This window comes from Flagellimonas okinawensis (assembly GCF_029194005.1).
In the GTDB taxonomy this organism is placed as follows: Bacteria; Bacteroidota; Bacteroidia; order Flavobacteriales; family Flavobacteriaceae; genus Flagellimonas; species Flagellimonas okinawensis.
The window spans coordinates 181,859-199,731 of record NZ_JARFVA010000006.1; the positions used below are offsets into that span (position 1 = coordinate 181,859).

A 17,873-nucleotide genomic window follows, 5' to 3' on the forward strand; every position below is an offset into this window, starting at 1 on the left:
GTATGCTGAAAATTTTTAGGGCCACTGCCATATTGGAAGGTATTTCCTATCTACTCCTTTTCGGAATGACCATGCCGTTAAAGCATTGGGCAGATATTCCTGAACCCAACCAAGTTGTTGGTATGGCGCATGGAATATTGTTTATTCTATATGTTGTAGTGGCCATAATTTTTTGCTGGGAAAGAAAATGGAAGCTCAAAAGGTTCATTATCCTTTTTATAGCCTCCCTCCTGCCGTTCGGTACATTTTATGCGGACAAAATTTACCTAAAAAACTTAGTTTAAAAAGCTTTGGATAGCCAAATCATAACTTTGAAGGCCAAATCCGAGGATAACACCTTTGGCCCCTGAAGATATGTAAGACACATGGCGATATTCCTCTCTTTGGTGGGTATTGGAAATATGCACTTCTACAACGGGAGTCTCAACCGCTTTAACAGCATCTCCCATACCTACAGAGGTATGGGTATAAGCAGCTGCATTTAAAATAATGCCATCATATTGAAAACCAACTTCCTGTATTTTACCTATAAGTTCTCCTTCTATATTGGACTGATAATATTCCAGTTCCACATCCGGAAACTTATTTTTAAGTTGCTCAAAGTATTCCTCGAAAGTAACGCTACCGTACACTTCCGGCTCGCGTTTTCCCAAAAGGTTCAGGTTGGGTCCGTTGATGATCATTAGCTTCATACCATCAAAAATACAACAAAAAGAAAAGGGCGGGAATACCCGCCCATATTTCATATTATTTTAAGCCTTTTAGGAATTACGATCTTCAATAAGATTCGGCTATGTGATATGCACGTACATTAAAACAAGAACAATAAGCCCAAAGCAACAACCGAGAAACTCCCATTATTGCTCACATTGATATAGGAAACGTTCAACTCTGTATTTCCAGTTATATTGTACCCTATCATGGGTCTAACATAAAATCCACCTTCATTGCCCTCGTTAATACCAACAGCATACCCTATATCACCACCTAGTTTAAAATTGTAGTTGGGATAAAGCCTAAAAGCTGCCGCTACTGGAACAAACTGAATGTCACCAAAATTTCCGGAAACCGTAATGGGACCGTCGGTAAATTCCACGTCACTTCCGAAGGAGTTTAAGAATCCTGATGCAATACCCACATCTACCATTTCCGAAACGGACCAATGATACCCAAGGTCTATCCCAAGGCTAAAACTTGAAAAATCCGCAGCATCGCCTACAGGAAGCCCTGCAAAAACACCTGCTTTAAAACTGGTACGGTCCACATGCTGAGCCATGGACGAAAAACTAAAGGCAACCATTGCTATAATTGCCAAAAAGAATGTCTTTTTCTTCATTGTTAAAATTTTACTAACAACAAAACGCAGCTGCTTTAAAAAAAGTGTGGTTTGAAATATTTTTCTTATTAAAAGACGGTCTCAACTTTCTAGAATCACTCATCAGTCCAATTGATTTGTGGAAAGTATGCAATCCATATACCTTTTATTTATCCCATTTGATAAAATGGTATTTTGAGTTGACCAATGCAGTTTTCGAACCAACTTCCAAACAGGATTGTCATTATATTTGATGCTGTGAACTGGCAGCAAGCAATAAAGGATTATCAAAATTATCTTAAGATAGAGCGAGGGCTATCCCTAAACTCCATCTCCAATTATACCATGGACCTTGAAAAACTTGCCAATTATTTGGAGGAGCAAACCATTGAGGAGAAACCAATGGAAATAAGTAGGGAAACGGTTCAACAATTTATTTACGATATTGCCAAAATTGTTAGCCCAAGGACGCAAGCACGTATTATATCAGGGCTAAGGGGTTTTTTTACCTATTTGGTTTTCGAGGATTACCGGGAAGACAACCCCATGGACCTAATCGAAACACCCAAAATCGGGAGAAAACTGCCCGACACACTTTCCGAACAGGAGATCGATCTATTGATCACGGCAATCGACCTGTCAAAGCCCGAGGGTGAACGCAATAGGGCCATTTTAGAAACCTTGTACGGGTGCGGACTTCGCGTTTCCGAACTTATCAACCTAAAACTTTCCGATCTTTATTTTAATGAGGATTTTATTAAAGTAACGGGAAAAGGGAACAAGCAGCGCTTTGTACCCATAAGTGGGGTAAACCAAAAGTACATTGACATTTACAGGAAAGAGGTACGGGTCCATTTGCCCATAAAAAAAGAGCATGAAGATTATGTTTTTTTAAACCGGAGAGGTAAGCAGCTTACACGCGCCATGATTTTTACCATTGTAAAAAGGTTGGCCGAGACCATTGGCCTGGACAAAAATATAAGCCCGCACACCTTTAGGCATTCTTTCGCTACCCATTTATTGGAAAATGGTGCAGACCTGAGGGCCATTCAACAAATGTTAGGACATGAAAGCATAACCACTACCGAGGTTTACATGCATGTCAATCGTAAACATTTGACCAAGGTCCTCAAAGATTTCCACCCGAGAAAATAAAATGCTTAAAATTTGAGCCGGGTACCCATTTCCAGTCGGGTCTTAACCCCCTCGAGCCCGATACTATAAAAATCTGATTGGAAAGTAGGTTGGACCATCCTGACATCCATTAACATATTCTCCTTAACTTGATGCTGCACGCCAAAATATATTTCTTCACGAGGTACTGGATTAGGGTATCCCCTGCCCTCATTGTACAGGTCCCATTCCTTTTGGTAACCACCAAAAATATTTGATTTTTCGTTTAATCGTTGTCTAAAACCGGCCCCTAACTTAAATCTGTCCGCATAATACCTTCTGTAGTGTTCGCCTATTATTTGCAGTTCAGTCCCTTTTACAACTTTAAAATTGACATTGAACCAGGCAAAATGGGACAGTTCATCAAATTTTGGGTAATTGAACCCTTCAATATATATGGGGGGTTCCGATGTTTTGGACATACCTGATTGATATTGTGCCCATCCTTCAATACCAAAAACCAGTAGTGCGGCCAGTGTGAATAAAAAGCTTAATCTGAACATGGTAAGTGTTTTACTACAATGTACCAAAGTGCAGCCGATTCACCATGATCATTGGGTAAATTTTAACCTGGATAGTTGATGCAGAACAAACTAAATCAGTCTTGCATTAAAGTATCCTTTTTTACCCTGTTCTGTTTTTTAAAGGGACGAATAATCAATCTTGCCTCGCGATCAAATCGAATATAATTGTACACCCAGTTGATAAATACAACAACTCTATTTCTGAATCCTATGAGGAAATACAGATGCACGAACATCCATACAAACCATGCAAACACCCCTTGAAACCTAAACTTGGGCATATCCACGACCGCTTTGTTCCTTCCCACGGTGGCCATACTTCCCTTATCCTTGTAAACAAATGGCCGCATTGGCTTTCCATCTATCAATTTAACAAGGTTGTCGCCTAAATTTCTACCTTGTTGAATCGCTGGTTGTGCCATCATGGGGTGACCATGTGGAAAATCCTCGCTTTCCATCTGGGCCACATCACCAATAGCGAAAACATGATCTACGCCCATTACCTGATGGTATTCATCAACTTTTAACCGATTGCCCCTAGCTAAAAGTTCCTCACTGTCCAGACCCTTCAGTCCAACTGCCTTTACACCTGCGGCCCAGACCAAGGTTTCTGCATCAAAAATTGTATTGGTGTTGGTTGTGACCCGTTTGCCATCATAGTCCACAACCCGGATATTCTTCCATACATTCACACCCAGTTCCTCCAAAAACTTTTCTGCCTTTTCGGAAGCCTTACTACTCATCGCCGGCAAAATCCTATCGCCGCTCTGCACTAGGTTTATCTGTGCCCGCCTAGTGTCCAGGTCAGGATAATCCTTGGGCAATATCCCCTTCTTTATCTCGGCCAGGGCCCCTGCCAATTCCACCCCTGTAGGTCCACCTCCTACGATCACAAAGTTCATAAGGGCATCCCGCTCATGGAGGTCATCCGTTAAAAGTGCCTGCTCAAAATTTTCCAGGATCAAACTGCGCAAGTTCAAAGATTGAGGAATGGTCTTCATGGCCATACCCTTGGACTCAATGCCCTTGTTCCCGAAAAAATTGGTCTCAGAACCCGTGGCGATCACCAGATAATCATAAAAGATCTCACCTATATTGGTCTTGATCCGTTTGGTATCCGTTTTAACCTCCAGCACCTGTGCCAACCTAAAAAAGAAATTAGGGTATCCCTGGAGTACCTTGCGTATGGGATAGGCAATGGAATCCGGTTCAAGTCCACCAGTGGATACTTGATAGAGCAAAGGTTGAAAATTATGGTAATTGTGCTTGTCCAAAAGGACGACCTGGGCATCTTTCTTACTTAACTTCTTGGCTAATGCAATGCCTCCAAAACCGCCGCCGACGATAACGACCCTTGGAAAACTGGATTGAGGAATGTTCATTCTCGACATATCGTCAAATTTACGTATTCCCGTTCACCGGGACCCATCGCAGGGTCGGTTTTTTTGTATCTTTAGAGCCTAACTCAAAAAAACTTCAACCAATGAGAAAATTTCTCCCGTTAGGTGTGCTATTCCTATTGTGCACAATGGGTGTCCATGCCCAAAAAAAGAAGAATGACGTCATTAAACAGCTCGACTCAAAATCCGAAGAATACAGTAAGATAGCCCATGATATCTGGGATCTTGCCGAAATGGGATATTTGGAAGAGAAAAGCTCTGCCATCCTACAGGAAACCTTATCCGATGCAGGTTTTTCCATCGAAGCGGGTATCGCAGGTATTCCCACCGCCTTTAAGGCAGAATTTGGTTCCGGTTACCCAGTGATCGCCATTTTGGGCGAATACGACGCCCTTCCAGGTTTATCGCAGGAGGCCGTTCCAGAGAAAAAATCGGCAGGTGGAGCAGCAGGTCATGCCTGTGGACACCATTTGTTCGGTACAGCATCCACAGCCGCTGCCATATCAGTTAAGAACTGGATGGAAACCAACAATATCAAGGGGACCATTCGTTTTTATGGATGTCCTGCGGAAGAAGGTGGTTCCGGTAAGGTATATATGGTACGCGAAGGCGTTTTCGATGATGTTGATGTTGCCCTTCACTGGCACCCAAGTTCGGCAAATGCCGCAAACGCTGGTGCGGCCCTGGCCAACAAATCCGCTAAATTCAGGTTCCATGGTGTATCTGCCCACGCGGCCGCTGCGCCACAAATGGGACGCTCGGCATTGGACGGCGTAGAGGCCATGAACGCTATGGTGAACATGATGAGGGAACACGTTCCAGAAGATGCAAGGATTCACTATGTGATCACCAATGGTGGAAAGGCCCCCAATGTGGTTCCTGATTTTGCAGAGGTCTACTATTATGCCCGACACAATACAAGGGATGTGGTCGTAGACATGTTCGATAGAATAGTAAAAGCCGCCGAAGGTGCTGCAATGGGTACGGGCACTACCATGGAATACGAAATGATCGGGGGCACGCATGAATTGTTGCCCAACCTTACGGTACAAAAGATCATGTACGACAACTTGGTCAAAGTAGGTGGGGTCGCCTACAATGAAGAAGAAAAAGCCTTTGCCGAGAAAATATCGGCAACCTTGGGCAAAAATGCCCCGGAAATAAGCTCTGCAGCAGAAATCCAACCGTATAAAGAAACCGCCGAAGCCGGAGGTTCCACAGATGTTGGCGACGTAAGCTATACGGTCCCAACAGCCGGACTTGGAACTGCGACCTGGGTTCCGGGAACACCTGCACACAGCTGGCAAGCAGTTGCCGCCGGTGGTATGAGCATTGGTTCCAAGGGAATGATGGTAGCGGCCAAAACCATAGCGCTTACAGCAATGGACATTTTTGAGAGCCCCAAAACCGTGGAAGCCGCTAAAAAGGAATTGGAAGAAAGAAGAGGCAAGGACTTTAAATATGTTCCTATGTTGGGAAATCGACCTCCCGCTTTGGACTACCGTAAATAATTTTTTTCACTCAGTATTGTAACAAAAGCTTTCTTGACCCTACTAATGGGTAAAGCAAACTTACCAACCATTTAGTGAACAAAGAACTGGAACATCGTTTTGTGACGGAACTTGAGGACAATCAAAACATTGTCCATAAGGTTTGCAGTCTATATACCAATGACAAGGACTCTCACAACGATTTGTTCCAGGAAATTACAATACAACTCTGGAAAGCATACCCAAAGTTTCGGGGAGATGCCAAGTTCAGTACATGGATGTACCGTGTTGCACTGAACACTGCAATAACCTTGTACAGGAAATCCAAGAAAAGGGTAAAGACCCAGGATTTTGATTCGGTCCTCTATAAGATCAAGGCCACCGACTATGATGATACGGAGGAACGACAATTAAAACTGATGTACGATGCCATTAAGCAACTGGGCGATATCGACAAAGCTTTGGTCTTTCTTTATCTGGAAGACAAAGATTATTCCGAGATAGCCGAAACTTTGGGAATTTCAGAGGTAAATGCGAGAGTGAAAATGAGCAGGGTGAAAACGAAATTAAAAACCATATTAAATCCGTGATTATGTTGGATGAACTGGAGCTCTTGAAAAAGGATTGGCAGAAGCGGGAAGCAAATCTTCCCAAGTTGTCCTATGAGCAAATATACCCGATGACCAAGAAAAAGTCATCGTCCATAGTAAAATGGATTTTTTATATCAGTATCATAGAGTTTGTCTTCTGGGCGGGAATCAATATTGTTTTTAGTGGACCGGATACCATGCAGGAACTTAAGGACATGCACATCTACAAAGTGGTCATGGCCCTTAATGTGATCAATTATGCCATCATCCTTTACTTTATCTATAAGTTCTACACCAATTACAGAAAAATATCCTTTACCGATTCGTCCAAGAATTTGATGAAGACCATATTAAATGTGAAACGCACCGTTACACAATATGTTTGGTTCAACTTGATCATCTTCACCACCTACTTGATCATTAACATGTACGGGGTACTACTCTATGGCCAGGAGGGACAGGAAATTGTGGAAGCAGCCTCCCAAGATGGCAATACCATGGCATTTTGGGCCATGGTGATCGGTATATCCATAATCTTTACAGCAGCGATCCTGTTCTTGATATGGCTCTTTTATAAACTTCTTTATGGAATCCTGCTAAAAAGGCTCAGAAAGAATTACAATGACCTCAAAAGATTGGAGGTCTAATCATCGATCTTTCCCTTATAGCTGTATCTTCTTTTTTGGTTCTCCTCTTCATAGGCCAACAATTCCTTTTGTGGGATCACCTTGAGGAATGATGGATGCTGCTCGATGGCGTATTCCAGTTTCTCCAAAATGGCATCAATGGATTCATTGTCGTAATCAATATCCAAGGGTTCTTTTATTTGCATGGACTGAAGGATGCCCTTCTTCTTGACCCTAAGCCCCTTTTTATCAAATGAACGTCGGAAACCATCAATTACAACGGGGACCACGATAGGTTTGTATTTTTTTATGATATGTGCCGTACCCTTTCGGAGTGGTTTCCAAGGTGTGGTGGTGCCCTGTGGAAAGGTAATCACCCAACCATCGTCCAGTGCCTTTCCGATATTGGAGATATCACTGAATTTCACCTGGCGATTTACATCCTGTCCATCCGCCCTCCAGGTCCTTTCGATACTAATGGAGCCTGCATAGGCCAAGATCTTGGTCAACAAACTCTTGCCCATGGTTTCCTTGGCAGCCACATAATAGATGTTGAGTTTGGGATTCCATAGATAACCGAGATTTTTGATGGAATCGTCCCTTCCCTTCAAGCTCGCATTGAAAACATGGAACATGGCCACAACATCGGCAAAATAGGTTTGGTGATTACTGACAAAAAGCACCTTGTTCTCGGGAAGGTCCCTTATAATCTGTGAACCTTCTATCTCGAGGGTATTGAAACCCTTGTAGCGCTGGTGGGTCATCATGCCAGCAATACGGATCAGCCATCGTTTTAAAAATAAAATATGACCAAAAGGATTTTTCTTAAAAAGGCCCATATGTAGTGTTGGTTGTTAACTGCAAATTTACAAAATAGACGCTAAAGCACTTGCCGTAAAAGCTCTTTGATCTCACTCAACATCATTGCCGTAGCACCCCAGACCGTGTAACCGTTTAATTTAAAGGCCGGTACATTAATGTTTTTTGCATAGGAAGTGCTCAAAATTTCTTGAATATGATTGGAATCGTCCAAAAAATCCCTGAGATATACCTCCACAAGGCTCTCCACTTCGCTGTCCTCCTTGATAAAGGGCTGCGGATCTGGATAGATCCCGATGTAGGGTCTCACCAAAAAATTGCTGGGAGGAATGTACACATCACTGAGTTCTTTGATCACTTCGACCTTGGAGGGCGGCACCCCTACTTCCTCATGGGTTTCCCGCAAAGCGGTATCCATAAGGTCCCGATCAATTTTTTCGACCTTGCCCCCCGGAAAACCGATTTGGTTAGAGTGAACTCCTTGGTACACCTTTCGCAAGATCAACAGCAATCTGGTCTCGCGCTCCATATCCGGATAAAAGAGCGCCATTACACCTGCCCTTCTAGGGTTTGCCTCTTCTACCCTATTGTCCCTCAACCATTGGATACGTAGCTCTGGAGACATTTTGTTGTGTGAATCCTCGCCGGGTAGTGGTAGATTTTTTAATTTTAAGGCTCGTTGACAAAAATCATTAAAATCCATGTTGTTGAAACAATCGGCTTTAACTACAATTATACTACTCTTTTTATTCGTTTCCTGTGGAGAATCCCCTAAAAAGGAGAAGGACAAAGTTCAGGAAAATATTGCAAACAAGGACACGACACCTGAAATAGAAGTGGATTCCACCCAGTTGGCCGAAGAGGAAGAGCCCTTTTTACTAACAGAGGAAAACGCCATAGATTTTTTCTTTGACTATGCCAAAAAGGTCAAAAAGGACAAAGTGAGAATTACCACTACCATGGGCAGCTTTACCGTTCAACTTTACGATGATGTTCCCTATCACAAGGCCAATTTCATCTATTTGGCGAGACAAAAATATTTTGACAGCACCCAGTTCCACAGGGTCGTAAAGGATTTCATCATACAGGGGGGCAATTCGGACGACCGTAAAACAGCACGTAAACGCGGTGATATTGGCCGGTACCTGCTTCCACCGGATACCAGAAAGGGCCACAAACACCACCGTGGGACCATTTCCATGCCAAGCAGTGAAAGGGACAACCCCCATAAGCTTGCCTCCCCATATGAGTTTTTCATTGTGGTCACCAATCCGGGCTCCTACCACCTAGATGGTTCCTACACTCCATTTGGACGTGTTGTGGAAGGGATGGATGTTGTCGATGCCATTAACAGTGTCCCCGTTGGCGATGGGGATTGGCCTTGGCAAAATGTTTATATCCTCAAGGCTGAAGTATTGTAACCAGAATCAATTACGATGCCTTTTTGAAGCGGTTCCTACCCAATGAGATTCTATAGGCAAAACCTTCCTTTTGATTTTTTATGGGCACATCTTTCTTTTTGGACTGCTGTTTTCGTTCGTAAATGGAAAGAAGGGCCGCCATGATGATGATATTTTTCATGATGTACTGCCCTACCAGAGTGAGTGACAAGGGTGCTTCGCCAAAAACATCATTGGGAAAAAACAAAAGCGGGGTAAATGTGCAAACCATGTGAACCAAGGCCCAAATGATAGCTTGTCTTTTAAAAAGACCGGACATCAACAAAAGCCCCAATCCCACTTCCCAAAAGGCAAGTAGGATGATGGATACCTCATCTGGAATGACCCCAAAAGTGAGCTGGCGAATGGTATTTTTTGCCAAATCTTCTGCCGGACTCAAGTTGGGAACAAATTTCAATGCCCCGAACCAAATATATACCAAACCGATAGTGATGGCGATAAAACGATTTTTTCCGGTTGGATTTGAATGCTTCATATGTTTTAAATTTTCATGTTGATTCCAAAGATGATTTGACGAAAACCACCACCGAATACACCCGAAGTTGCCCTGTTCAATCTCGAAGCGCGGTACACCCTATCCGTGATGTTCTTTCCATTTACAAAAATGGTCGCATCGATTTTACCGCCGATGGCCAGGTCATAGTTCACAAAAGCATCAATGGTAGTGTATGCCGGTAATCTTCCAATGGCCCCATCTGCGGATTCGTTCTTGAAATTGTGAAACTCGGTGTATTGTTTGCCCACGTGGTGCACATTGAATCCGCTCGATAATCGGTTCCAATCATAATTGAAGCCAAGGCTCATATTGATTTGGGGCGTATACGGGGCCTCTGAATCTGAAAGTCCTTCATTGCCATAGGTAATGACGCTCCTTGTAATGTTTGGAAATTGTGAAGAATCCACGGTTTGGTCGGTCAATAAGACTTCTCCGTTCCCATTGTCCACATAAATCTCATACGCATTCCTGTTTGCGTTTACCTTATCCACATACTCGTTCTGGGTGGCTGCACTATGGATGACCTGCGAAAAGAGATCTCTATCCTCCAACTTGCCGGCTTTTACCTTGGAATCCATATAGGTCACATTGCCCAAAAAGTGTAATTGATGACCATTTACGTTCAAAAGTTCTGCATTGATGGCCATTTCCACTCCTTGCACATTGATTTCCCCCAACTCTGTGAACACTTCATTTCGGCCTCCAGCATAAAAGTTTCTACTGGCATTATGGAAGTAGGTCAACTGCCCTTGGATACCATTGTTGAACAGGCCACCTCTCCAGCCGACTTCCTTGTTCCAGCTCAACTCCGGGGCAATATTTATGCTTTGCCCCTCCATAGGATTGGTGACCACGCCGTTTTGTTCCACCAAAAAACCGAAAACCTTGGAAGGGGCTATCATGCCTTGGTACACACTACTGTAAAATTCCCCATCACCATAATCATGGTTTACTGTGATTCCAGGCAAAAATTGATTGTAAACATTGGGCTCCCTGCCTTCCGTGGTACTTTCCAAATCAGGATTTTGCGACAAGGCCAAAAGGTCCTGCCGGAACATATCCACGTGCTCGAAACGAAGAATAGGTGTCACTCCCCATTTTCCAAAATGGAACTCATTTCGGATATATCCATTGGCCGACCACAACCGATACCACAGATCTTTGGTCGCCGTCCCATACCTGGCCCATCTGGAATTGTCCGCCTCCAAGAAAACATCCTTGAAGGTTTCACGGTGCAGGTTGATGCTGCCCTCGAACGCACTTGGAGCACCAAAGGCCTCCCAATCTACGTTTACGGTTTCCTTGATTCCGGAAACACGATAAATCCAACGACTGTCCGCAGTACGTTCCAGTCCGTTTTCCACCCGACCAACGATGACATAATCCTCTTCATCAAATGTTCTTCCTGCTAAATATCCATATCTATCATTAAAAATTTCATCGCCCACATAATCCCGCACTTCGGATGCACGAACCTTGGTGGTAACTTGTCGCCACCAATCCCTTTCAAAATCGGACGCATATACTTTTGTGGTAAAGCTCACCTTTTTGTTCGGGAGCCATTTATGGATAATGTCCACACCATAACGCCTCATGATAAATTGATCGGCATCCAATGGGTTTTGGGTCGGATCGATCTCAAAAGTGAAAGGGGTTTGTGAACTCAAGGAGGCCTGATTGTCCTCAAACTGTCCGCTAAGCTTGAAATAAAGGGATTGATTTTCGGAAAGTTTGGCAAATATCTTCGCATTTAGGTTCAATATCTCGACAGATGAGTTATCGGTAAACCCATCAAACTTCTTATAAACACCTTCTACCAATCCCCCAATGTCGTTCCAGGTACCCCCATAGGAAAACAGGCCCGATGTATAGTTCCGCTGACCTCCCGTCAACTTTAGTCGAAGGGCAGGTTTCTGTGGTGGCAAGGCCGTAATATAATTTACGGCTCCGTACATATTATTGGGACCGTACCGCAATAAATCGGCTCCCTTGTACACCTCAATGGAGGCAATTCGATCACTAACGGGGTTATAGTACGCTCCTGGTGCTATATAGGGAGCAGGAGCGGATGGGGTGCCGTCCTCCATCAACAGCACCTTTTTGGAACGCCTGCCCCAAGAACCCCGTATACTGATGTTCGGTCGGTTGGACAGTCCCATGTCCCCGACAATATTGACCCCCGGGATGGTTCGCAGTACCTCTTCGGTGCTTAGTGGATTGATATTCTTCAATGAAATGGGATCGATCCTAAAATTGCTCCCTTTAAACCTACTTTTAAAATTTTTGGGCGATGCACTTACAATTACCTCGTTCAAAGTGGTATTCGATCTTTTCAGCGCAATGGTTCCAAGATCATAGCTGCCCGTCAAAGTCCCTTGCCATGGCTCATACCCCAAATATTTGACGATGATCTGTTGGTCATTGGCATCCATTTTGATCTCAAATTTGCCAAAATCATCCGTCAAGGTTCCTGCATCGCGGGGTTTCAGTAATATTTGTGCGGCGATCAAGGGTTGTCCATCGGTGGCATCCACCACTTTTCCCTTTAAATTTTCCTGCCCCACTGCTTGAAAAGCGAGAAGCCAAAGGCTGACGTACAATAAACTTTGAATGGGGGAAATAATCGTTTTATGCATCGATGTTCAAAAGAAATTTAATTATTGAATTCGTTCATAAGTTCTGGGTCCACTTTTACTTTATGTCGGGCAAAGCGATAAGAAACCCCGACGTTGATCAAATAATCGGCAAATGCGGCATCGCCCATTCTAGGTTCTCCGGTCATTTGTTCAGTTTGTAAATCGGTGACACTTTGTGGTCGCTCTCTTCTCACGGCAAAGGGCACGTTAAGATTCAAGGAAAAATTATCCTTCATAAAGGCAATGCCCGGGTCTATGGAAAGTACATTGCCCGGTCTTCTAAAGCCTTCGTTCCCACCCATGAGGTCTTTGACCGGAACGCCTTCGTAGCGGGCCCCCAATGAAGCGGAGATGGTATTGCTCAAACTATGGCTTACCCCAGCACGAATGGAAAACTGATCTGGAACTGCCATAATGGCCTCGTTCTGTAATATTGGGCTGAGAGTTTCCCTAAAAGTCCTTGTGCCATTGGTCTCTCGTGGATTGATCAAATAAAAACCGCCACCGTACGCAAAGAACTGGTCGGCAATTTTTTGATAAAACTGAAAGTCCAGGGTAATTCCAAAACCACCGTCCCCAGGTTGGATACTCTGATCCACCGGTCTTACTTGAGGACCTCCTTCCGGGCCGACATTATAAAAAATATCGGAGGCGTTGTAGCTGCCCGTGGGCAACTTGACCCCCAGTCCCAAGGCCAAATTTCCATTTTGGTGTTTTTCCAAATCGAACAGCCAATATCCCACTCCTACCCGAATATCGGCCAATCCCCTTGAAAAGGTAGTGTTACGCTCATCTCTCCCATGCTCGTACAAGGAAGATCGTGTATTGATCACAGTTGGAATGGTAATGCTTGCATACCACCTATCCGATATCCCGTAGGTCAAAAAAAAGTCCCAGGAATGTGAATGGTTGATAACCTCGGTCTCATTGGAAACCCTGTCCGGTTCTTCCTCTGTTCCCCTAAAATGGCGAAAGGACTTAAAGTACCGGTAATTACTTCCTATTTGAATATCTCCCGGCCCCAATAAATTGTTTTCCAATGTATTTCCCACACAAGAGGAAAAATGTCTTATGGCCACACAGCCCTGTGCATTGGCCCGATCGATTCCGATAAACGGAATCAATACCAAAAATGTAATGATTAGTGATTGTGATGTTCTCATACCTGATTAGTTGATGGTTTTTCAATAGAATGGATTCTGAAATCCACCCTAATCGAAATGTTGTTTTTATTTGCTCGAGGGCAAAGTAGAGGTATGGCCGAAGGAATCCGGCTAACAAAAAAGTAAAAATGATTAACGGGAAGTTAATCGCGTTAACCAACTATTAAGCAATATTGATTATAGGTTATCAAAACGATCAATGCACCCGCTCTTTATAAATACTGGGCAAACTGATATGAAAACGAACGGCCAATAATCTCAAAAGTATCACCACCAGGATACCTGCGATATAGGCATATTCTTCCTTGACCGGAAACTGTATGATCAAGAAGTAGCTGAGTGCACCAAGAATACATGCCGTGGCGTATATTTCCTTGCGGAAGATCACAGGTATCTCATTACAGAGTATATCGCGTATCACACCTCCGAAACAAGCGGTCATAGTCCCTAAAAATATACACATCACCGGCAAGAGATCGGCTTCCAGCCCTTTCTCCACCCCTACCATGGTATACAGACCGATACCGATGGTATCGAACAGGAACAAGGACCTGCGAAGGTATTTGAGCTTGTTTACAAAAATGATGGCGAAGACCACCGAAATGAATATGGTGATCACATAAGTGAGATCCTGCATCCAGCCCACGGGAGTGTTGCCTATCAACAGATCTCTGAGTGTACCTCCACCGATGGCCGTAACAAAAGCGATAATGAATACCCCGAACAGGTCCAGCCGCTTTTCCATAGCGACCAAAACACCGGAGATGGCAAAGGCGATCGTACCCAAAATATCTATGGTCAAATACAGCATCATTACATTTTTTGGGTATAATAATTATAGTCCTTGAGCACGGTGTCAATATACTGCACATCGTAAAGATTGGAATTGGTCTTCAATATACTGTCCACTTTTACCCGTAATGCGGTCAATGTTTTAAAATCCCCACTCTTACGGGCTATCAGATAGGTTTCTTTGATCAAGCGTACATCCTTGTCCGTCAAAAGGGTCACGTTGGTGAACTGAGGTTCATAACTTTCCTCTACCTCTTCCAAAATGGTATGGGACACTTTGGTCCTTTGCTTGGTACTGATCACTACAGTGCCCGCTGCTGCATCACCGACACGTTGTCTTTTTTCTGAGAACAGGATGCTCAATATACCTATGGAGCCCAAAAAAATCCAAATATCGACCAGCCTCAGCATCCACCGTATCAAAAGATTGCTCCAATGTACGGGTGTGCCGTCCAATCTCACCACGCGCATTTTCATCAACATTTTTCCGACTGTCCTTCCATTGAACAGACTGTGCATCAATAAAGAATAGAACATGGCGGGCAAAAATATTAAGGCGGCAAGCCCTCTCTGGGTCCAGGTATCCTCATAAATATAACCCAGAGCACTACTCAACAAATTCACCAGATAAGCGTAAAGATACAGTATGAGACCATCGATCAAAAAAGCAACAATTCGCTCACCGAGCCCAACTATCTTATAATCTAAATTGACATTTTGCGTTGTATTGATTTGGAGGTTCTCCATATAAACGTAATTTTAGCTCAAGGAAAATTCCACATATGCGCGAAGCTGCCTTTGTGAAGCAAAATAAGGAAAAATGGATTGCATTTGAAAAAGCAATCGCATCAGGTTCACAAACCGACCCTGACACCCTTGTCGATGGCTACATACAGCTTACCAATGACTTGGCCTATGCACAAACCTATTATGCCGGAAGCAAGACTTTATTGTATTTGAACTCCCTGGCATCCCAAGCGCATCAAAAAATTTACAGGAACAGAAAAGAATCGGGCAACCGCATCGTAAAGTTCTGGATAAGGGAGTTCCCACTTTTTTTCAAACAATATCACAAAACCCTTTTGATCGCCTTTTTAATTTTTATTTCCGCTACAGCAATCGGTTCGCTATCGGCCATGAACGACGCATCTTTTGTGCGATTGATCCTGGGGGACGGTTATGTAAACGAGACCCTGAACAATATTGCCAAGGGAGAACCCACGGCCATCTACAAAAGTGGTAGTGAAATTGGAACTTTCCTAGGCATTACCATCAACAACATTCGGGTTGGCTTTTTGGCATTTGCCTTTGGGGTGATCACGAGTATTGGCACAGGTTATATACTTTTTAGCAATGGTGTGATGCTGGGCGCCTTTATCACATTTTTTTACACCAAGGGAGTGTTTTTGGAGGCAAACAGGCAAATTTGGCTCCATGGCACCATTGAAATCTCAGTCATTATAATAGCGGGCTGTGCGGGATTGATCATGGGCAACAGTATTCTGTTTCCCAAGACCTTTTCCAGGAGGGTTTCTTTTATGAAAGGTGCCAAGGACGGACTCAAGGTAGTGGTCAGCACCATTCCCTTTTTTATCATTGCCGGATTTATCGAAGGGTTCATTACCAGGTATGCCTCCATGCCGGATTGGTTGGCCTATTCCATTATTGGAGGATCATTATTGTTGATCGTTTATTACTATATCATTTACCCCATCTTACTAAACCGAAAAATACATGAAGGACAAGTACATTGAACTTCGGATTAACCGTGATTTTGGTGATATCCTTTCCGTATATTTTGAATTTTTGAGACAGAACATCAAAAAATTCACCAACGTATTTTTAAGCTACAATGGTATTTTTTTGATCGGCCTTTTGATCACCAGTTACTTATTGGTATCAGGTTTTATTGGAATGGTCACCCAAGGCACCAATGCCTATGGTGTAGGGTCATCGGCCTCCAGTGATGATACCTTTTGGGCCTATATTTTGACCGGAAGTATCCTATTCTTCCTGATTTTTTTGTTTGTTGCGGGACTCAATTTCAGTTTGAGCTCATCCTACCTTATAAAATATGAGGAACACAAAGGCCTGGATTTTGATAAAAAGGAGGTTTGGGACCATACGAAGAACAATTTGGGCAAAACCTTGATCTTTATTCTCCTGTTGATCCCCGTTTACATTGGTTTTTTTATCGTGGCCATTATATTTGCCTTCATTCCCCTATTGGGGATGTTTGCCCAGTACATTGTGCAATTTGCCCTAACGGCCTGGATCGGGGTTTCATTTTTTAGCATGCTCAGCCAACAAAAGGATGTTGTAGAGGGCTACGGGGAAGGATGGAGATTGGTCATTGACAATTTTTGGCGATCCGTAGGGGTCAATTTTATATTGGGCCTACTCAATGGAATCTTGGCTTTTATCATATTATTGGTACCGTCCATACTAGTTGGTATCTATACTTTCCATGTGGTGGAAAACAATGTGGACATCACCAATTCCGTGGTATCGACCGTTATTTACACCCTTGGATTGTGCATGTTGCTCATTCTAATGGTCTACGCCCAATGCCTATCACAATTTGTCAACGGAATTCTTTTCTATGCCTTGCACGAGAAAACCTATAACATCAATACCAGAAGCAAAATAGACCAAATAGGCCAATCGGATCAATGATCAAATACTTCCACATACTGTTCTTCTTTATTGGAATCACAGGGATGGCCCAAAACGATTCCATTCGGATACCGACCGATAGCAATTCCGTACTGACGGATCGGGCGATCGATGGGGATCTGAACCAACGGTACTCGGGGGAGGAATTCAACTATGAGGTAAAAACCGGTGAATCCGCCAATTTGCTCAGTCGATTTGTACGATGGTTCCTAAATACACTCAACGACACCTTTGGATTTCAAATTTCTCCGGAAACACTTCTCATACTGGAGTATATCATCTATGTTCTGATAGGCACTTTGGCCATATATTTGGTGGTCCGTTTGTTCGTCAATGAAAAGTTCAGCGCTATTTTCACCAAGAAGGCCAAGACCATTGACAGTATAGATTTTACAGAAGAACATATTGAGGAAATCGATTTGGATTCACTCATGCAGGAGGCGCTGAGGAATGAAAACTTTCGGCTTGCGGTCCGTTATCAATTTCTCAAGGTACTAAAGATACTTTCGCAAAAGAACCTAATAGAATGGCATTTTGAAAAGACAAATGCGGACTATCAGCGTGAAATCAAGGAAACTAGTTTGCAAGTTTCCTTTAAAAATGCATCTTACCTCTACGAGAACATCTGGTACGGTGAGCAGCCCATTGACAAAAATGGCTATGCAAAGACCAACTTGCATTTCGATGCCGTTAAAAAATCCATACAGAAATAA

General features: G+C 43.4%; 20 protein-coding genes. 9 read left to right on the forward strand and 11 right to left on the reverse strand.

Annotation, left to right across the window (positions count from 1 at the left end):
- Window positions 1-2 precede the first annotated feature (2 nt).
- Window positions 3-284: a DUF3817 domain-containing protein gene (locus tag PY091_RS15705; RefSeq protein ID WP_275650548.1), complete on the forward strand. Its 282-nt coding sequence runs from the start codon at window positions 3-5 to the stop codon at window positions 282-284.
- Here PY091_RS15705 and aroQ read toward each other — a convergent pair.
- Window positions 276-692 carry a type II 3-dehydroquinate dehydratase gene (gene aroQ / locus PY091_RS15710; protein WP_275650549.1) on the reverse strand — a complete coding sequence of 139 codons (417 nt, stop codon included), beginning with the start codon at window positions 690-692 and terminating at the stop codon, window positions 276-278. The genes PY091_RS15705 and aroQ overlap by 9 nt on opposite strands.
- Window positions 693-811: 119 nt before the next feature.
- On the reverse strand, window positions 812-1,336 hold the full coding sequence (locus PY091_RS15715; RefSeq protein WP_275650550.1) for a hypothetical protein: 525 nt from the start codon (window positions 1,334-1,336) through the stop codon (window positions 812-814).
- A 237-nt stretch (window positions 1,337-1,573) separates the two neighbouring features.
- Here PY091_RS15715 and xerD point away from each other — a divergent pair, with 237 nt between their 5' ends.
- Window positions 1,574-2,470 carry a site-specific tyrosine recombinase XerD gene (gene xerD / locus PY091_RS15720; protein ID WP_275650602.1) on the forward strand — a complete coding sequence of 299 codons (897 nt, stop codon included), beginning with the start codon at window positions 1,574-1,576 and terminating at the stop codon, window positions 2,468-2,470.
- A gap of 5 nt (window positions 2,471-2,475) precedes the next feature.
- On the opposite strand, the gene PY091_RS15725 is transcribed toward xerD, so the two are convergent.
- Entirely contained in the window at window positions 2,476-2,991 is a 516-nt protein-coding gene (locus tag PY091_RS15725; RefSeq protein ID WP_275650551.1) for a hypothetical protein, read from the reverse strand.
- 95 nt (window positions 2,992-3,086) lie between these two features.
- Window positions 3,087-4,394, reverse strand: coding sequence for an NAD(P)/FAD-dependent oxidoreductase (locus PY091_RS15730; protein ID WP_275650603.1), 1,308 nt, complete (start codon window positions 4,392-4,394; stop codon window positions 3,087-3,089).
- Window positions 4,395-4,495: 101 nt separating this feature from the next.
- Between PY091_RS15730 and PY091_RS15735 the strand changes: the two genes are divergently transcribed.
- The 3 genes from PY091_RS15735 to PY091_RS15745 all read left to right on the forward strand — a co-directional run bounded on the left by PY091_RS15735 (window position 4,496) and on the right by PY091_RS15745 (window position 7,139).
- A complete protein-coding gene (locus PY091_RS15735; protein WP_275650552.1) occupies window positions 4,496-5,923 on the forward strand; it encodes an amidohydrolase in 1,428 nt (475 codons plus the stop codon).
- A 74-nt stretch (window positions 5,924-5,997) separates the two neighbouring features.
- On the forward strand, window positions 5,998-6,492 hold the full coding sequence (locus tag PY091_RS15740; protein ID WP_275650553.1) for an RNA polymerase sigma factor: 495 nt from the start codon (window positions 5,998-6,000) through the stop codon (window positions 6,490-6,492).
- Between the two features lie 2 nt (window positions 6,493-6,494).
- Entirely contained in the window at window positions 6,495-7,139 is a 645-nt protein-coding gene (locus PY091_RS15745) for a hypothetical protein (RefSeq protein WP_275650554.1), read from the forward strand.
- Here the strand turns inward: PY091_RS15745 and PY091_RS15750 are convergent.
- Window positions 7,136-7,957: a lysophospholipid acyltransferase family protein gene (locus tag PY091_RS15750; protein ID WP_275650555.1), complete on the reverse strand. Its 822-nt coding sequence runs from the start codon at window positions 7,955-7,957 to the stop codon at window positions 7,136-7,138. The two genes, PY091_RS15745 and PY091_RS15750, sit on opposite strands and share 4 nt — an antisense overlap.
- Window positions 7,958-7,998: 41 nt before the next feature.
- Window positions 7,999-8,640, reverse strand: a complete 642-nt coding sequence (locus PY091_RS15755) for an NUDIX hydrolase (RefSeq protein ID WP_275650556.1) — start codon at window positions 8,638-8,640, stop codon at window positions 7,999-8,001.
- Here PY091_RS15755 and PY091_RS15760 point away from each other — a divergent pair.
- Window positions 8,639-9,358 (forward strand): peptidylprolyl isomerase, encoded by a 720-nt coding sequence (locus PY091_RS15760; RefSeq protein WP_275650557.1) that lies wholly within the window; start codon window positions 8,639-8,641, stop codon window positions 9,356-9,358. The two genes, PY091_RS15755 and PY091_RS15760, sit on opposite strands and share 2 nt — an antisense overlap.
- A gap of 10 nt (window positions 9,359-9,368) precedes the next feature.
- Here PY091_RS15760 and PY091_RS15765 read toward each other — a convergent pair whose 3' ends face one another.
- The 5 genes from PY091_RS15765 to PY091_RS15785 all read right to left on the reverse strand — a co-directional run bounded on the left by PY091_RS15765 (window position 9,369) and on the right by PY091_RS15785 (window position 15,231).
- Window positions 9,369-9,872 (reverse strand): hypothetical protein, encoded by a 504-nt coding sequence (locus PY091_RS15765; RefSeq protein WP_275650558.1) that lies wholly within the window; start codon window positions 9,870-9,872, stop codon window positions 9,369-9,371.
- Window positions 9,873-9,877: 5 nt separating this feature from the next.
- Window positions 9,878-12,529 carry a carboxypeptidase-like regulatory domain-containing protein gene (locus tag PY091_RS15770; RefSeq protein WP_275650559.1) on the reverse strand — a complete coding sequence of 884 codons (2,652 nt, stop codon included), beginning with the start codon at window positions 12,527-12,529 and terminating at the stop codon, window positions 9,878-9,880.
- A 17-nt stretch (window positions 12,530-12,546) separates the two neighbouring features.
- The gene (locus PY091_RS15775; RefSeq protein WP_275650560.1) at window positions 12,547-13,692 is read right to left on the reverse strand and encodes a hypothetical protein; all 1,146 of its coding nucleotides are present in this window, start codon (window positions 13,690-13,692) and stop codon (window positions 12,547-12,549) included.
- Between the two features lie 196 nt (window positions 13,693-13,888).
- Window positions 13,889-14,503 (reverse strand): trimeric intracellular cation channel family protein, encoded by a 615-nt coding sequence (locus tag PY091_RS15780; protein WP_275650604.1) that lies wholly within the window; start codon window positions 14,501-14,503, stop codon window positions 13,889-13,891.
- Between the two features lie 2 nt (window positions 14,504-14,505).
- Complete coding sequence (locus tag PY091_RS15785; RefSeq protein WP_275650561.1) at window positions 14,506-15,231, reverse strand: RDD family protein; 726 nt, start codon at window positions 15,229-15,231, stop codon at window positions 14,506-14,508.
- Window positions 15,232-15,266: 35 nt separating this feature from the next.
- On the opposite strand from PY091_RS15785, the gene PY091_RS15790 reads away from it, so the two are divergent.
- From PY091_RS15790 to PY091_RS15800, 3 genes are read left to right on the forward strand one after another with little or no spacing between them, the layout of a single operon-like run.
- On the forward strand, window positions 15,267-16,238 hold the full coding sequence (locus PY091_RS15790; RefSeq protein WP_275650562.1) for a stage II sporulation protein M: 972 nt from the start codon (window positions 15,267-15,269) through the stop codon (window positions 16,236-16,238).
- Entirely contained in the window at window positions 16,219-17,160 is a 942-nt protein-coding gene (locus PY091_RS15795; RefSeq protein ID WP_275650563.1) for a hypothetical protein, read from the forward strand. The genes PY091_RS15790 and PY091_RS15795 overlap by 20 nt, the downstream gene beginning before the upstream one ends.
- Complete coding sequence (locus PY091_RS15800; RefSeq protein ID WP_275650564.1) at window positions 17,157-17,873, forward strand: hypothetical protein; 717 nt, start codon at window positions 17,157-17,159, stop codon at window positions 17,871-17,873. Before PY091_RS15795 ends, PY091_RS15800 begins: the two co-directional genes overlap by 4 nt.

Coding starts and splice junctions, on each gene's coding strand:
- PY091_RS15705 (WP_275650548.1), top strand. CDS start 3: ATGCTGAAAATTTTTAGGGCCACTGCCATATTGGAAGGTATTTCCTAT.
- aroQ (WP_275650549.1), bottom strand. CDS start 692: ATGAAGCTAATGATCATCAACGGACCCAACCTGAACCTTTTGGGAAAA.
- PY091_RS15715 (WP_275650550.1), bottom strand. CDS start 1,336: ATGAAGAAAAAGACATTCTTTTTGGCAATTATAGCAATGGTTGCCTTT.
- PY091_RS15725 (WP_275650551.1), bottom strand. CDS start 2,991: ATGTTCAGATTAAGCTTTTTATTCACACTGGCCGCACTACTGGTTTTT.
- PY091_RS15730 (WP_275650603.1), bottom strand. CDS start 4,394: ATGAACATTCCTCAATCCAGTTTTCCAAGGGTCGTTATCGTCGGCGGC.
- PY091_RS15735 (WP_275650552.1), top strand. CDS start 4,496: ATGAGAAAATTTCTCCCGTTAGGTGTGCTATTCCTATTGTGCACAATG.
- PY091_RS15745 (WP_275650554.1), top strand. CDS start 6,495: ATGTTGGATGAACTGGAGCTCTTGAAAAAGGATTGGCAGAAGCGGGAA.
- PY091_RS15750 (WP_275650555.1), bottom strand. CDS start 7,957: ATGGGCCTTTTTAAGAAAAATCCTTTTGGTCATATTTTATTTTTAAAA.
- PY091_RS15760 (WP_275650557.1), top strand. CDS start 8,639: ATGTTGTTGAAACAATCGGCTTTAACTACAATTATACTACTCTTTTTA.
- PY091_RS15755 (WP_275650556.1), bottom strand. CDS start 8,640: ATGGATTTTAATGATTTTTGTCAACGAGCCTTAAAATTAAAAAATCTA.
- PY091_RS15765 (WP_275650558.1), bottom strand. CDS start 9,872: ATGAAGCATTCAAATCCAACCGGAAAAAATCGTTTTATCGCCATCACT.
- PY091_RS15770 (WP_275650559.1), bottom strand. CDS start 12,529: ATGCATAAAACGATTATTTCCCCCATTCAAAGTTTATTGTACGTCAGC.
- PY091_RS15775 (WP_275650560.1), bottom strand. CDS start 13,692: ATGAGAACATCACAATCACTAATCATTACATTTTTGGTATTGATTCCG.
- PY091_RS15780 (WP_275650604.1), bottom strand. CDS start 14,503: ATGCTGTATTTGACCATAGATATTTTGGGTACGATCGCCTTTGCCATC.
- PY091_RS15785 (WP_275650561.1), bottom strand. CDS start 15,231: ATGGAGAACCTCCAAATCAATACAACGCAAAATGTCAATTTAGATTAT.
- PY091_RS15790 (WP_275650562.1), top strand. CDS start 15,267: ATGCGCGAAGCTGCCTTTGTGAAGCAAAATAAGGAAAAATGGATTGCA.
- PY091_RS15795 (WP_275650563.1), top strand. CDS start 16,219: ATGAAGGACAAGTACATTGAACTTCGGATTAACCGTGATTTTGGTGAT.
- PY091_RS15800 (WP_275650564.1), top strand. CDS start 17,157: ATGATCAAATACTTCCACATACTGTTCTTCTTTATTGGAATCACAGGG.